Origin of the sequence: Halobacillus halophilus DSM 2266 (assembly GCF_000284515.1) — a bacterium.
GTDB classification, from domain to species: Bacteria; Bacillota; Bacilli; order Bacillales; family Halobacillaceae; genus Halobacillus; species Halobacillus halophilus.
This window is the reverse complement of the sequence record NC_017668.1, coordinates 1,285,866-1,298,400: the sequence shown is the minus strand read 5'-3', so window position 1 is coordinate 1,298,400 and position 12,535 is coordinate 1,285,866. Positions and strand designations below refer to the sequence as shown.

Here is a 12,535-nt window from a genome sequence, read left to right as displayed (position 1 = left end):
TTATGCTCCTTTCGCCAGTTTGTAGATTTTAGGCAATTGTTCCTTCCATTGTTCCAGCTTGTAAACAGGAAGATCCAGATGGCTTGTGAGGGACTCGTCCCATGTGACTACCAAACGGATGTTTTCAAGCTTGAGCAGTTCTAAGTCTTTTTCTCTTTTTATAATAACCGCTTTCGGATAGGCTTCTTGCTTAAATCCTTCCACAACGATTAAATCCGGAGCAAAAAAACGATATAAGGAGACAAGTCTTTCAAGCGGATACCCTTCCGGATGATTAAGCTCCAGTTGAAGACGGCCCGGACTATCCACGCCTGTCATAAAGGCACCAGACTCATGCAGACGGTAACTGTCTGTGCCATGATGCATGACTTTCAATGGTTCATCATGACCATGATGTTTAATAGCCGCTACGTGCTCCTCGTTTTCCGCACCATAGGCGATCAATTCAGATAAGAGGGAAGTTTTTCCGCTATTTTTGTATCCTACTACTTGAAATACTGGGGTCTCGTGGTTCATTGTGATTCCCTCTCCTCTGTGTATTTATGTAAAAACCCCTGCCTATTTATACGGCAGGGGCCAAGTTCATTAATCTGGGATTCCTAATGCGATTTTAGCGTAACGGCTCATACGATCTTTCGTCCAAGGTGGATTCCAGACAATATTAACCGCTACCTGATTAATTTCCGGCAGGTCAGCTAAGCAGCCTTTAACATCCTGCTCAATGTGAGCGGCGAGCGGGCAGCCCATCGCTGTTAACGTCATTGTTACGGTCGCATTGCCGTCTGGATCTATATCGACGCCATAGACAAGTCCAAGATTCACGATATCAATACCGAGTTCAGGGTCAATGACATTCTCAAGGGCACCTAACGCATTTTCTTCAGTTGCTGTACTCATTAAATTTTCCCCCTTCACATGTGTTCAAATTTTATTATAAACAAAAATCGGCTCAGAATAAACCAATCGATTCCATCATAGAACTAATTCAAGCCAGTTAACCATTTCCAGGATAGCAAAGCGGCTAACCTTATGGTCCCGGCCGACTTCTCTTAAGAAGCGGATATTCTCCGGATTTTTATAATATTTAATGGCTTCGTTATAAAAATCGTATGAGTGTTCAAATGGAACAACAGGATCCGCATCGCCATGCCAGAAGAAAAGAGGTCTTCCGTATAGTTTGTCCATTTGTTTGGATAGATCAATCGCTCCGAGAAAATCAAAGAGCTCATTCATTTTTTCTTCTGACAATGGAATCTGAAGCCCGAAGTACTCGATTTCATCCACCAATTGCTTAGCAAAATCAACTGGTTTCGGAGAACCCATCATGACTGCGCTGGCCTGAATCCACGGATACATGGTTAGAGCCGCGCTCGTTGTAATCCCTCCAAGGGATGTACCTCCGACGCCGATTCGCCGGTCTTTAATAAGGTTCTCTCGATCAAGTTCATCTTTTATATCTTGAAGTTCTTTTAAGTTTTGATATACAATATCCCAGAACTTAAAATTCAGCTCATCCTTGGACAGATCCTGATCACGTTCGCCGTGGTAGGCACTGTCAGGTAGAATGACACGGTAGCCTCTTTCTGCCAGTAAATAAGCCTGAGGAAGGTTATGCTCCTTCGCTGATGTAAAGCCGTGGAAGTAAATAAATACAGGCATCGGCTCCTCTTGTTTTGCTGAATCAACTACAGTAAGTGTTGGTACGCCTTTTAAGGTTTTCCTTTGAATTCCGATCATCAACGTGTTTCCTTTCTAACTAAACTTTACGTCCTGTTTAAATAGCTATTACAAAAATGAGTTATAGTATAATCGTAACACTGCCCGATAGAATTGGGAAGTGTTAGGTGATACAGGCGGGAATTCTTTACAACTCACCTTTCTTACCGCTACACTATACATACAAATGAGGTGAAGATATGGATAAACAACATTTAATAGCACTGGATCTGGACGGCACACTTCTGACGGATGATAAGGTCATCCATGCCCAAACAAAAGAAGTGGTGCTAAATGCCATACATCAAGGTCACATCGTGGTGATTGCGACAGGGCGTCCACATCGAGCAAGCATCGATTTCTATCATGAATTAGGACTTAAGACGCCAATGGTTAACTTTAATGGCGCTTTAATCCACCACCCTACAGATCATAAGTGGGATGCGCTTCACTCCCCGCTTTCAATACGCACCGCTCATAAAATTATCGATACGTGTCAGGAACTGGGTGTCAAAAATATTCTGGCAGAAGTCATGGATCAAGTGTATTTACATCAGCATGATGAAGAAATTATGAGCATTTTCCAAACGAAAAATGACAATCCAATCAGTATTGGACGTTTGCAGTCGAACTTAAAAGATGATCCTACCTCCATCCTAATCCACCCGGAAGAAGATAAAATCCAGAGGCTTCGGGAAGAACTGGATGTGCACGCTTCTTTAATAGATCACCGTAAATGGGGCGCGCCCTGGCATGTGATTGAAATCGTCCGAGCTGGTCTGAATAAGGCGGTAGGTCTTCACAAAATCGCTCACTACTTCCACATTCCAAAGGATCGTATTATTGCGTTTGGCGATGAAGACAACGACCTGGAAATGATTGATTACGCCGGTGTCGGCGTAGCTATGGGGAACGCCATTGATGAACTAAAAGGTGTCGCGAAACACGTTACGCATTCAAATGAAGAAAACGGCATAGGAGAATTCTTGAACGAATATTTAAAACTTAATAAAAAAGCCATGTAAGTCAACATTTTCCTAGATTAGATTACAGGCAATTCTCCATACTAAGCTTGAACGTGAAAAACGTTCAGGCTTTTTTTATGACAGGAGGGCTTGTCATGGAACAGCAAAAACAGAAAGATCGCAACGAAGAACGCTGGACAGAAGTTCGTCAGTTTGACGAAAGCAAGATGGAGCCTAAAAGGCTTTCAGACGCTAAACGAAAAGAAATCGAATCTGACCAGCATACGGTAGGAGGGTTTTAAATGAAGGGCAGAAACCTTTTTGAAAACGCACGTGATGCGGTAAACCGTTTCACACAGAACCGTGATGGCAATGGCAGCCAACAGATGAGTCAAGAAGACATGCAAGCGGCTAAACAAGCGATTCAATCTGCATATAGCCAATGTTCTCAACAAGAGAAACAAGAGCTACAGCAGTTGGAACAACAGCTTGAGAACCACCATCAAAGTTTGCGATAAACCATGTGAAAGACCAGTCTGGATTTCCAGGCTGGTCTTTTTTACCCCTTTTCATTATTAAAAAACTGTGTCCTTAGCAGGAGTTATAATTATTGGATTTGGGGTATGTTATATGTACCCCCTAATTTTTTCTGAATTTGATACAGCCATTCTTCCTTTTGAATCTTGCTTCACTGGATGAATGGCTGTATCTTTTTTATGTCTTCGTGCACTCCTCAAAACTCTTCACAATTTTTAAATCCTTATAATTCCATTCAGACCCGGCCGGGTGAATCCATATAGCTTTCATTCCAAGTGCAAGGGCTGGAGCAATCTCATTCATGCAATTATCTCCAATGGAGATGACGGATCCGACCGTATACTTACCATTCCTTAAAAGGGTTTAAAACAACTCGTTCGTGTGAAGCGGTTTCGCTGCCGAAGGAATTCGTTCATGAAACATATCTGTCAGGTCTATACGATTTAAAACGTCATGAGCTTCACTATTGGTAATTAAAACTAACCGCTTCTCTTTCCTCCATTTGAGCAAGGCGTCTCTAAGCCCTTTTGTTTTCGTGAGCGAAAACTGGTCAGAAACCATATATTCTTTCGTTTGGCCGTAACATTCACGTACTTCTTCTTCCGATACGCCATAATGCCTCGCGATTGAAAAAGGAAGCCACCACCCGTCTCCCAGGGTGATCCGTTTTTCTAAATCATAGGTGAGAGAGACGCACAAAACAAGCCCGGTTTCCCTGGCTTTAACATGGATCAAGAACGATAATAGGATATTTTTAAGACGACCGCATACAGGACATGCCCGATTAACCAATATAAGATAGCTGCGCTATCGGTTAACGCCGGGATTTCCTTAATAGCGAGAAGCGTAAGCGGCACATAACTGGTAGCGGCAAACGCACTTAAGATCAAAGCAAGAGACCAGCGATTACGTTTAGTGTCTTTCAGGACGCGCCTGAACGCATACACATATAGGAACCCAATAATCCAGGAAATAATTAAATGAAATAGCCATTCGATCGCAACCGGCCATTCAATGCTTCCAATCACGGGAATAAAATCAACATTCATGAGCAACGTGTACACTTTTTTACCCGTTACTAGCTCGACCAGCGACATGTAGAAACCGAGTACGAGTCCAGAAGTCGTACCAATCCAAAATCCCCAGCGAATCATAGCTTTTCCCCCACATCTATCAATAGGCTTCTTGTTTTCTAAGTTCACGGAGCAAGTTCTCTAAAACCTGCCGAAGGTCCCTATGATCTCCTTCCAGCATACGGAAATAAAGGGCTCTCAGGAAGTGCTTGCTGTTATTTATTATAATATCCTCCCGAGGATCCTGCCAGCTTTCCCGCACATAGAGCAGAGTTTCCAGCCACTCTATTCGCGCTTGCGGCTTAATTTTCTTAAACATGATCATAACCGCAGTTACCATCCGTTCTTCTTCATCAAATAAATAGGGGTGGTCAATGAGAAACTGAGCTTTAATAATCGGCAGCATTTCTCGTATTTCCGCTTCTGTAATTTCATCACAGGAAGCCACGTGATAGAGAGCATCGGCTGCATGAGCCATTGCATGGGCCCAGCCCTTCCCTTTTACATACCCGCGGTGATCTGATTCCTGCTGCATGTACTTTTTGAGATTATGCCAAACCCTGTGGACCTCTGCTTCTTTTAAAAAGGGGGTCCTCCGATGTTTATTCATTATGGGAGGAATTAATAAAACAGAAAAACTTCGTTTAAAGACCGCATCTTCCTCTCTTTTAGACGTACCGATCCGGTAAAAGAGATAGTTTTTATTCAAAATGGATTGTAATATATTTTTTAATTGTTCGTGACTGTAGTGCCCACGTTCAATAAACGTTGTAAAAATGGTATGGATCAGATCGTCCCTAAGTACCGGATGAACCGAACCGATCTTCTGGAGCATCATCGTTGTCAGCTCCTGCAGGCTTTGGTTTTCAGGCAGTTGGTAGTCGTTATCTTTAATGGGCTGCAACACATCAATGAGTCGCGTTTCCATAAAACACCTCCTAAAAAGTGTTTTCATTGTAACACAATTTTTATGAAATTAATGGAATATTAGCTTTCAGTTTAGAGTTGGAAGAATATCTGATAAAATAGGTAAAGATGTTATAGAGGAGGATGCGAAATGGCAGTAAAAGTAGAAGAAACACCAAATCCGAATGCTCGTAAATTTACGACGGATTCAATGATTTTCCAAGGGGATGGCAGTGTATCTGTTATGCCTGGACAGACAAGTGACCATAAAATTTTAAATGATCTCATGAACTTTGATGGAGTAGATAATGTGTTCGGCTTCCAAAACTTTATTACCGTAAATAAATTACCGAATGCTGAATGGGAAACATTGACTCCTAAAGTCGAAGGATTGCTAGCTGAATACGGATATTAATAGCTAAAAAAAAGGCTGCCACTTGTATTGTGGCAGCCTTTTTTATTGAAGAAGCTTGAGAATTGTTGAATGTTAAATATAAGCTCCCATTACTTGAAGACTTGATTTCGAGACATTTGTTGAGCGGAAGGTCCTGCGGGGGACGATTTCGCTTTCCGGCCCTACACGACGCAGGGTCGTTCGACGTTGCCACAGGACGTGGCGATCTTAGTCGAACTTCCTACGTCCAGTCCATACGACGCTGACCAAGGTGCTTCCGCTTTTAATCTTGGGAGTCTCGTCGTTTCCTCCGTCACCTCAGCCATTTCATGTGAACGGACCCTGGCAGTAGAAAAATGTGGGAAGTTTATATCGTCTAAAATGCTTCTATAGCGCTGTTTGTACCCTGGGTAGACTACGTTTATCACATAGGTTATTCTTCCTCATATGAAGGCATTTACGTAAAGGATTTCGAGCTCTTCATGATCGCAAAGGAGCGGAAGGGAACGGCGTAGACTCCTGCGGGATGAACATGACAGGTGAGGCCCCGGAAGGCGCCAGCCTGAGGAGACTCAGCGCATGCCCGCGGAAAGCGAGCCATTCTCTGGAGCTCCTTTCTCCATCCAATATCTCGAAATCGAGTCTTACACAATCCGGCGCGTTAGTTGAATTATCTTCTTGTTAAAAAGAATAACCCAATATAATCAAAGAAGCCGTCACGAGGATTGTGACGGCTTCTTTTTAATTAAATTTCTGTAGAAGTAAATGGTTAACGTGCACAGGACTTCCATCTTCAGCACTTTCTTCAAATACAGTCAACGTCAGTGAACCGTACGTCGGCAGGTCTTCCTCAGAAATATCAATCTCTATCTCGAATGAAGACCACGCAGGGGCACCCTCGACTACTTGTACAGATGTTGGTTCCACCAGTACGTAATGACCATCTTCCACTGTATAAATAAAGCTGCCTTCGTGTACACGAGCTTCTCCCTCGATGGTATAAGCACCATTCTCACCAGACACGGTTACGTTGCGGAATGCCTCGCCTTCAGTTTCAACCTCTCGCGTCGTTGACTCCGTATCATTCTCCGGCTCACTCTGCGCAATTTCCTCTAAGGGAACATTCTTTATGGTTTCGTCTTGACTGTCTTCAGAATTCACTACAAGCGTAAGAGTCACCGTACCGAAATCAGGTAAATCCTCATTTGGAATCGAAAGCTCAAGAGTAAAAGGAGCCCATTCGGATTTATTTCCTACTTCCATTGTTTCAGGTTCAATCAGCACGTGATGACCATCTTCAACGAGGTAGGTAAATTCCCCGTGCGATACGTGAGCTTCGCCCGTGACTGTATAGGCTCCATCCTTACCGCTTACTTCAATATTACGAAACCCGTCTTCCTCGACACTCACAGTCTTCTCTTCTGTTTTTACTTCTTCATTTGTTTCTTTATCTTTATCAGATTCTAACGGGTTTTCTTTTTCAGGTTCTTCAGATGGTACTTCATTTTCTTCCTGACTGTTCCCCGTTTCTTGATCAGCAGCTTCAACACTAAATGATTTCGTTAATTGGAAAGGTTCAGCCTCTAATGGCTGTTCATTGATTGAATTTACCAGGAACGTTATAGTGGCTTCGTAGTCCCCTGGCTCTTCAATGCCTGTCCATGTTTCTTCAGCCGTTAACGATTCACCCGCTACCAAATCTTTGTTGATCATTTCCTGGGTAAACATTTTATCAGCTGAAAATGTGTAAACACTTTCCCCTTCAGCATTCGTTACGTGAATTTCATATTCCTGGCTGGAAGTAAATCCTAAGGTTACAGTCTCGTCCGACGTGTTTTCAAGCGACATTTGAAAATCGGCTGTCTCCTCCGATGTTTCCACGTTCGCTTCCATATTCAAAGATTGAATAAATGCTTCCACTTCTTCAGCTTTCTCCTCTGATTGTTCTTCCGCTTGTGGTTCTTCTGCCTTAACTTCCTTAGATTTAGTCTCAGAATCTGCTTCATTTCCGCAGGCCGCCATGGTAATCATCATGACCCCCATTAAGATGGCTAACAAATGTTTCATAACGCCACTCCTTTTTTCTATTTACATGATTAGACGACCATATTACAGAAATGTTACAAATTATTTGTCATCTTTTCGGAAGAAACCAAAAATACCTGTCGTTTGAACGATATTGGTAAACGCAGAAGGATCGACATCCTGGATAATATGCTGCAGGTCATATAATTCATATCGGGTAATAACCATAATCATCATATTTTTATCCTGCTGTGTAAAAGCACCTCTTGCCGGCAAAGTTGTAATACCGCGAACCATTTGAGAATGGATCGCTTTTTCTAAATCGGCTGCTTTGGACGTGATAATCATAGCCGTAAGTTTTTCGTGACGTGTATGAACAGCGTCGATCACACGCGTAGTTACGTATAACGTCAATAATGTGTACAACGCGTTTTCCGGTTCATATAATAAACCAGCAATCGCGATGATAGCACTGTTCAGTACAAGGAAGTAAATACCGATCGGACGGTCTTTCATACGAGAAAGCACCATAGCTACGATGTCCAAACCACCTGTTGACGCACCCCATTTGAGCGTAATTCCGACACCCATACCACCAAGTACACCGCCAAATACGGCATTCAGGATAATATCCTCTGAAAGCTGCAGCACGGGGATTAATTCAAGAAAAAGGGTAGTGAAGGCGACTGATACAACACTATAAACCGTAAACCCCTTCCCTACTTTAAACCAGCCTAAAATCACTACTGGAATATTAAGTATGAATAAGATGAGACCTGTACTAATTCCTGGCACACCTAAAAAATCGTTAAATATACTGGTAAGCAGCTGGGCAACCCCGGTGAACCCGCTCGCGTAAACATTGGCTTCAATGAGAAACAGGTTCAGGGAGATAGCATTAAATACTGCCCCTAACAACACAATAATAATTCTTCTTAGTTCAACTGTGAACAATCCGCAACCTCCTACGAGTAGTCTACTATCTTTTTTATCACCGTAACGAGACAAAATCAAGTTAAAGATGAGTAAGCTGTGAAAGATTCCGTCGAAATGCCCCATTAATTGTCGTACGTTTTCTTGTAATTGCTTTGACTATCCTTCCTATTATGCCTAAACTTAAAGAAAGAATATAAATGGCAGGTGATCTTATGAATGTGCAAATTGTATGTGATTCAGCCAGTGATCTATCCCCTGAAACTCTCGAAAGCTATTCGTTAACCATGGTCCCCTTAAAAGTGACCATTAATGGAGAAGAGTATGAAGACGGGAAAACCATATCCCCCAGTGACGTCTATGACAAAATGCGAAACGGAGAAACCCCTAAAACTTCTCAGGTTTCCTCCCAGGCTTTTCGAGAAACGTTCACAGAATTTGTAAAGAACGATCAGCCCTTTATTTATTTTGCCTTTTCATCGGAACTATCCGGTACATATCAAAGCGCAAAAATGGTAGAGGAAGAAATTAAAGAAGAGTACCCTCACGCTCAGTTCGAAGTTATCGATACGAAAGCAGCCTCTCTGGGTTGCGGGCTGGTGGCCATAAGAGCTGCTGAACTTGCGGAAGATGGCTATTCATTCGAAGAAATTTTAGAAGCTGGAAAGTTTCAGGCAGCTCATATGGAGCATATTTTCACGGTCGCGGATCTGGAATACTTATATCGCGGCGGCCGCGTAAGCAAAGCTTCTGCATTTGTCGGGAGCCTGCTTAAAATTAAACCGCTGCTTCATATGGAAAATGGTAAGCTTATTCCGCTTGAAAAAATTCGCGGTTCGAAAAAAGTATGGAAGCGAATGATTGAAATTATGAAGGAACGCGGCAAAGATTTAAAACATCAGCGTATTGGCATCAGCCACGGCGATGATTTGGAAACCGCGGAGCAGCTGGCGGATATGATCCGATCCGAGTTTGAGACCGAAGATATCCGTTTTGAAATGGTCGGCTCAGCTGTCGGTGCTCATGCAGGTCCCGGAACCATTGCCTTATTTTTCTTAAATGATACACCTCAATAGAATGGGTTCTTTGTAACCTTTCCCTCTTTTTAACGACTATATTAAAAAAGGGGGATTTTTTATGGTGACGAAGATACTGAAACTTGCCTTAAGCATCATGCTGCTTCTTGCTGTCTCAGCAGCCTGCAGTCAAAATGAAGACAACAGTGCGGAGACATCCGAAGAAGCTTCGTCCGATTCTGCCGAGTCCAATGGATTGTCAGAAACTCCTTCTCAAGCGGAAAACGGTGAGGAAAACGGCCCGGCCCGTATCGCTCAAAGTAGCGAACAACGCATGATGGTGTATGAAGCTCATATCGACGTGGAAACGAATAATTACGATCAATTTCACCAGCATCTTCAGGAAAGAATGAATCAGCAGGATGCTCAAATGGTCGAAAGCACTATTAGCAAAAATGAGCAAGGCAGACGGCAGGGTCATATCCGCATCCGGGTGCCTCAGCCGAACTTTGAATCTCTGCTTACAGAAATCGAAGAGATCAGCAGTGAAGTTCTCTCCAGAAATATATCCGGACGCGATGTTACCGAAGAATACGTGGATTTAGAATCTCGTCTGCAAGCTAAGGAAAAGATTGAATCGCGACTGCTTACCTTTTTGGAACAAGCCGAAGCGACCGAAGATTTAATAAAAATCTCTCAAGATCTCGAGCGCGTTCAATCTGAAATTGAAGGATTAAAAGGGAAGATAAAGTATTTAGAGAATCAGAGCGATTTTTCTACGATCACGGTCTCCATCCAGGAAACGGCGGCCGGTGCAAATTTGAATAACTCCCCGGGCAGCATCTGGGAAGAAACCAAGCTGGCGTTTATCAATTCGTTGCATTACGTTGGTCAATTCTTCTCCTGGCTCATTGTATTCTTCCTGGGCTACTCTCCATTTCTCGCGCTGATTGCCGGAGTGGGTCTGCTTTTTTGGCTGGTCAGAAGAAAAAAGAAAAAGTCATCCTCCTAATTCAAACGCCCCTCTTTTCCATCTGCAGGGAAAGAGGGGCGTTTGAGATTAAGCTTGTTCTGTTTTCCGGTTTTTAAGACTGATCACGGTTACGGCAATTACAAATAAACTAAGAACACCACCGACAAAACCGATAAACAGCCAATTATAGCCCTCGTCAGGTTCCACCACAAAAACGTCTGCGGTTTCCCTTTCCATTCCAAGGCGGTAGTCCCCATTATCCTGCTGTCGTACCATTCCATCATGTAAAAGGCCTCTAAGCTGCTGTCCTTCTGGTAAACCGGAAAGTACAGCGGCTTTCGTTTCTTCTGCATTATTAATCGCAACGATCATCGTCTGGTCTTCATAGCTCCGTTTAAAAATAGCCAGACCTTCTTCATTGTACATTTCTTCATAATCTCCGCGTGTGAGCGCAGAAAATTGCGTTCTCATAGAAGTTAAATTATCGATACGCTGCTTCAGCTGCTCGTCCCCTGCTTTGAAGTTCATCATTTTAATGGTTGACGGATCGCCGCCATCATCAAGCGGCAGCTCCGTACCAAAGTACATGACAGGTATGCCTGGAATCGTAAACTGATACGTCAAAGCGAGCTTCCAGCGAGTGATCGGATTCTGCCCTTCTTCTACCGCCAAGTGCGTAAATCGTCCGGTTGAAGGGTCATCGATATATCGAAGAGTCTCGTAAGGTTTTCCTTTATGTTCGACGTTATCCTCCCAAACAGTATAAAGATCATCAAGATTCTTTCCGGATGATTGAAACGTGTCACGCGTCACCGACTGAAAGGAAACGGAAGAATCGTCTTCACCTTTTAGATTTTCTGTGAATAGTCCAAACCCTTCCTGTACGGACTGAACCCGTGCCTCCAGATCTGTATAAAACTTATCGGGTAAAGGAACAGCACTATGTAAATGGAACGCATCTACTCCTGTTTCCTTGATCCAGAACTCAGCGGTGTCGAGGAAATAGCTCTGTACCTGTGGATTGTCCAGATTTAATACGGACATATTCTGTGCCCAGGCTTCCGGATAGGTAGTGTCAGCTTCCGCATACCAATCATTTTTTTGTGGATCCTCTTTCCAGGGATGATCGCTTCCGGTATGGGACACCACAAAATCAAACATCACCTTAAGGTCCAGTTCATGGGCTGCTTCGACCAGCTGCTCGGCTTTCTTCATAGTACCGAAGTGTTCATCAACCGATCGAAAATCGTCGATCCATTGACCATGATACCCTCCATCTTGATTGGCCATCATTGGGGAGATCTCAATGGCTGTAAATCCCTTCTCCTTAATATAATCCAGCTGTTTGATAATTCCTTCTAAATCACCGCCGTGATAGGCTTCATCTTCTTCCCTATCGTTAGAATTATCGCCATTCATAAATCGATCAATCGATATATAGTATACGCTTTCATCCTGCCATTGACGTTCTTCTGTTTCTGCTGCTCCAGCTTGAGAAGCGAAAAAGAGAAATAACGGAATAAACAGAATCCCAGCTATTACTTTTCTCATGGCCGCTCTCCTTTCTTTCTAATAAAGGTAACTCTCTTAGATTATCCTTTCCAGGCCTTCCCCGTCAATTGTACTCGGCATCAATTCTCAATAATACATACAATGGTCACATTTACAGGCGCCTCCACATAAAAAAACGCACAGCTGCTAAAGCCATGCGGTTGTAAAATTTGAGTCTGTATAAAATTCTTTTCGAGATATTTTATGAGAGGAAAGGTCCTGCGGGGGACGATTTCGCTTTCCGCGGGCATGTGCTGAGCTTCCTCGGGCTTAACAGCCCTGCGGGATCTCACCGATCATGTTCATCCTGCAGGAGTCTGCATCGTCCCCCTTCGGACCTGGCCAAAATCAGAAACTCGAAATCATTTAAGACATCGATGGGTTCATGAAAAAAAAGCATGGGATCAAGAGGCTAATTTCATGCTTTAACGATGTGAAATAGACTG

At 43.2% G+C, this 12,535-nt stretch carries 16 protein-coding genes; 6 read left to right on the top strand and 10 right to left on the bottom strand.

The window, feature by feature from the left end:
- From mobB to HBHAL_RS06405, 3 genes are all read right to left on the bottom strand, one after another.
- Complete coding sequence (gene mobB, locus HBHAL_RS06415; RefSeq protein WP_014642537.1) at positions 1–516, bottom strand: molybdopterin-guanine dinucleotide biosynthesis protein B; 516 nt, start codon at positions 514–516, stop codon at positions 1–3.
- Between the two features lie 69 nt (positions 517–585).
- Positions 586–897: a metal-sulfur cluster assembly factor gene (locus HBHAL_RS06410; protein ID WP_014642536.1), complete on the bottom strand. Its 312-nt coding sequence runs from the start codon at positions 895–897 to the stop codon at positions 586–588.
- A 75-nt stretch (positions 898–972) separates the two neighbouring features.
- Positions 973–1,737 (bottom strand): alpha/beta fold hydrolase, encoded by a 765-nt coding sequence (locus HBHAL_RS06405; RefSeq protein ID WP_014642535.1) that lies wholly within the window; start codon positions 1,735–1,737, stop codon positions 973–975.
- A 179-nt stretch (positions 1,738–1,916) separates the two neighbouring features.
- On the opposite strand from HBHAL_RS06405, the gene HBHAL_RS06400 reads away from it, so the two are divergent.
- The 3 genes from HBHAL_RS06400 (at position 1,917) to HBHAL_RS06395 (ending at position 3,199) form a co-directional block, all read left to right on the top strand.
- Positions 1,917–2,741, top strand: a complete 825-nt coding sequence (locus HBHAL_RS06400; protein WP_014642534.1) for a Cof-type HAD-IIB family hydrolase — start codon at positions 1,917–1,919, stop codon at positions 2,739–2,741.
- 95 nt (positions 2,742–2,836) lie between these two features.
- A complete protein-coding gene (locus HBHAL_RS21710) occupies positions 2,837–2,983 on the top strand; it encodes a hypothetical protein (protein WP_014642533.1) in 147 nt (48 codons plus the stop codon).
- Complete coding sequence (locus HBHAL_RS06395) at positions 2,984–3,199, top strand: DUF3813 domain-containing protein (RefSeq protein ID WP_014642532.1); 216 nt, start codon at positions 2,984–2,986, stop codon at positions 3,197–3,199.
- Positions 3,200–3,395: 196 nt separating this feature from the next.
- Here the strand turns inward: HBHAL_RS06395 and HBHAL_RS21940 are convergent, their stop codons facing one another.
- From HBHAL_RS21940 to HBHAL_RS06380, 4 genes are read right to left on the bottom strand one after another with little or no spacing between them, the layout of a single operon-like run.
- Complete coding sequence (locus tag HBHAL_RS21940; protein WP_014642531.1) at positions 3,396–3,521, bottom strand: hypothetical protein; 126 nt, start codon at positions 3,519–3,521, stop codon at positions 3,396–3,398.
- Positions 3,522–3,581: 60 nt separating this feature from the next.
- Positions 3,582–3,953, bottom strand: a complete 372-nt coding sequence (locus HBHAL_RS20350) for a hypothetical protein (protein WP_051005593.1) — start codon at positions 3,951–3,953, stop codon at positions 3,582–3,584.
- Complete coding sequence (locus HBHAL_RS06385; RefSeq protein WP_014642529.1) at positions 3,950–4,372, bottom strand: hypothetical protein; 423 nt, start codon at positions 4,370–4,372, stop codon at positions 3,950–3,952. Before HBHAL_RS06385 ends, HBHAL_RS20350 begins: the two co-directional genes overlap by 4 nt.
- A gap of 19 nt (positions 4,373–4,391) precedes the next feature.
- Positions 4,392–5,219 (bottom strand): DUF2785 domain-containing protein, encoded by an 828-nt coding sequence (locus HBHAL_RS06380; protein WP_014642528.1) that lies wholly within the window; start codon positions 5,217–5,219, stop codon positions 4,392–4,394.
- A gap of 129 nt (positions 5,220–5,348) precedes the next feature.
- On the opposite strand from HBHAL_RS06380, the gene HBHAL_RS06375 reads away from it, so the two are divergent.
- A complete protein-coding gene (locus HBHAL_RS06375; protein ID WP_014642527.1) occupies positions 5,349–5,612 on the top strand; it encodes a NifU N-terminal domain-containing protein in 264 nt (87 codons plus the stop codon).
- A 720-nt stretch (positions 5,613–6,332) separates the two neighbouring features.
- On the opposite strand, the gene HBHAL_RS20345 is transcribed toward HBHAL_RS06375, so the two are convergent.
- Positions 6,333–7,658, bottom strand: coding sequence for a BsuPI-related putative proteinase inhibitor (locus tag HBHAL_RS20345; RefSeq protein ID WP_014642526.1), 1,326 nt, complete (start codon positions 7,656–7,658; stop codon positions 6,333–6,335).
- Positions 7,659–7,718: 60 nt separating this feature from the next.
- A complete protein-coding gene (locus HBHAL_RS06365) occupies positions 7,719–8,570 on the bottom strand; it encodes a YitT family protein (protein ID WP_014642525.1) in 852 nt (283 codons plus the stop codon).
- Positions 8,571–8,764: 194 nt separating this feature from the next.
- On the opposite strand from HBHAL_RS06365, the gene HBHAL_RS06360 reads away from it, so the two are divergent.
- Together HBHAL_RS06360 and HBHAL_RS06355 are read left to right on the top strand one after the other, a co-directional pair.
- On the top strand, positions 8,765–9,625 hold the full coding sequence (locus HBHAL_RS06360) for a DegV family protein (protein ID WP_014642524.1): 861 nt from the start codon (positions 8,765–8,767) through the stop codon (positions 9,623–9,625).
- 61 nt (positions 9,626–9,686) lie between these two features.
- The gene (locus HBHAL_RS06355; protein ID WP_014642523.1) at positions 9,687–10,577 is read left to right on the top strand and encodes a DUF4349 domain-containing protein; all 891 of its coding nucleotides are present in this window, start codon (positions 9,687–9,689) and stop codon (positions 10,575–10,577) included.
- A gap of 48 nt (positions 10,578–10,625) precedes the next feature.
- On the opposite strand, the gene HBHAL_RS06350 is transcribed toward HBHAL_RS06355, so the two are convergent.
- On the bottom strand, positions 10,626–12,089 hold the full coding sequence (locus HBHAL_RS06350) for an alpha-amylase family glycosyl hydrolase (RefSeq protein WP_014642522.1): 1,464 nt from the start codon (positions 12,087–12,089) through the stop codon (positions 10,626–10,628).
- Positions 12,090–12,535 lie beyond the last annotated feature (446 nt).

Coding starts and splice junctions, on each gene's coding strand:
- mobB (WP_014642537.1), bottom strand. CDS start 516: ATGAACCACGAGACCCCAGTATTTCAAGTAGTAGGATACAAAAATAGC.
- HBHAL_RS06410 (WP_014642536.1), bottom strand. CDS start 897: ATGAGTACAGCAACTGAAGAAAATGCGTTAGGTGCCCTTGAGAATGTC.
- HBHAL_RS06405 (WP_014642535.1), bottom strand. CDS start 1,737: ATGATCGGAATTCAAAGGAAAACCTTAAAAGGCGTACCAACACTTACT.
- HBHAL_RS06400 (WP_014642534.1), top strand. CDS start 1,917: ATGGATAAACAACATTTAATAGCACTGGATCTGGACGGCACACTTCTG.
- HBHAL_RS21710 (WP_014642533.1), top strand. CDS start 2,837: ATGGAACAGCAAAAACAGAAAGATCGCAACGAAGAACGCTGGACAGAA.
- HBHAL_RS06395 (WP_014642532.1), top strand. CDS start 2,984: ATGAAGGGCAGAAACCTTTTTGAAAACGCACGTGATGCGGTAAACCGT.
- HBHAL_RS21940 (WP_014642531.1), bottom strand. CDS start 3,521: ATGAATGAGATTGCTCCAGCCCTTGCACTTGGAATGAAAGCTATATGG.
- HBHAL_RS06385 (WP_014642529.1), bottom strand. CDS start 4,372: ATGATTCGCTGGGGATTTTGGATTGGTACGACTTCTGGACTCGTACTC.
- HBHAL_RS06380 (WP_014642528.1), bottom strand. CDS start 5,219: ATGGAAACGCGACTCATTGATGTGTTGCAGCCCATTAAAGATAACGAC.
- HBHAL_RS06375 (WP_014642527.1), top strand. CDS start 5,349: ATGGCAGTAAAAGTAGAAGAAACACCAAATCCGAATGCTCGTAAATTT.
- HBHAL_RS20345 (WP_014642526.1), bottom strand. CDS start 7,658: ATGAAACATTTGTTAGCCATCTTAATGGGGGTCATGATGATTACCATG.
- HBHAL_RS06360 (WP_014642524.1), top strand. CDS start 8,765: ATGAATGTGCAAATTGTATGTGATTCAGCCAGTGATCTATCCCCTGAA.
- HBHAL_RS06355 (WP_014642523.1), top strand. CDS start 9,687: ATGGTGACGAAGATACTGAAACTTGCCTTAAGCATCATGCTGCTTCTT.
- HBHAL_RS06350 (WP_014642522.1), bottom strand. CDS start 12,089: ATGAGAAAAGTAATAGCTGGGATTCTGTTTATTCCGTTATTTCTCTTT.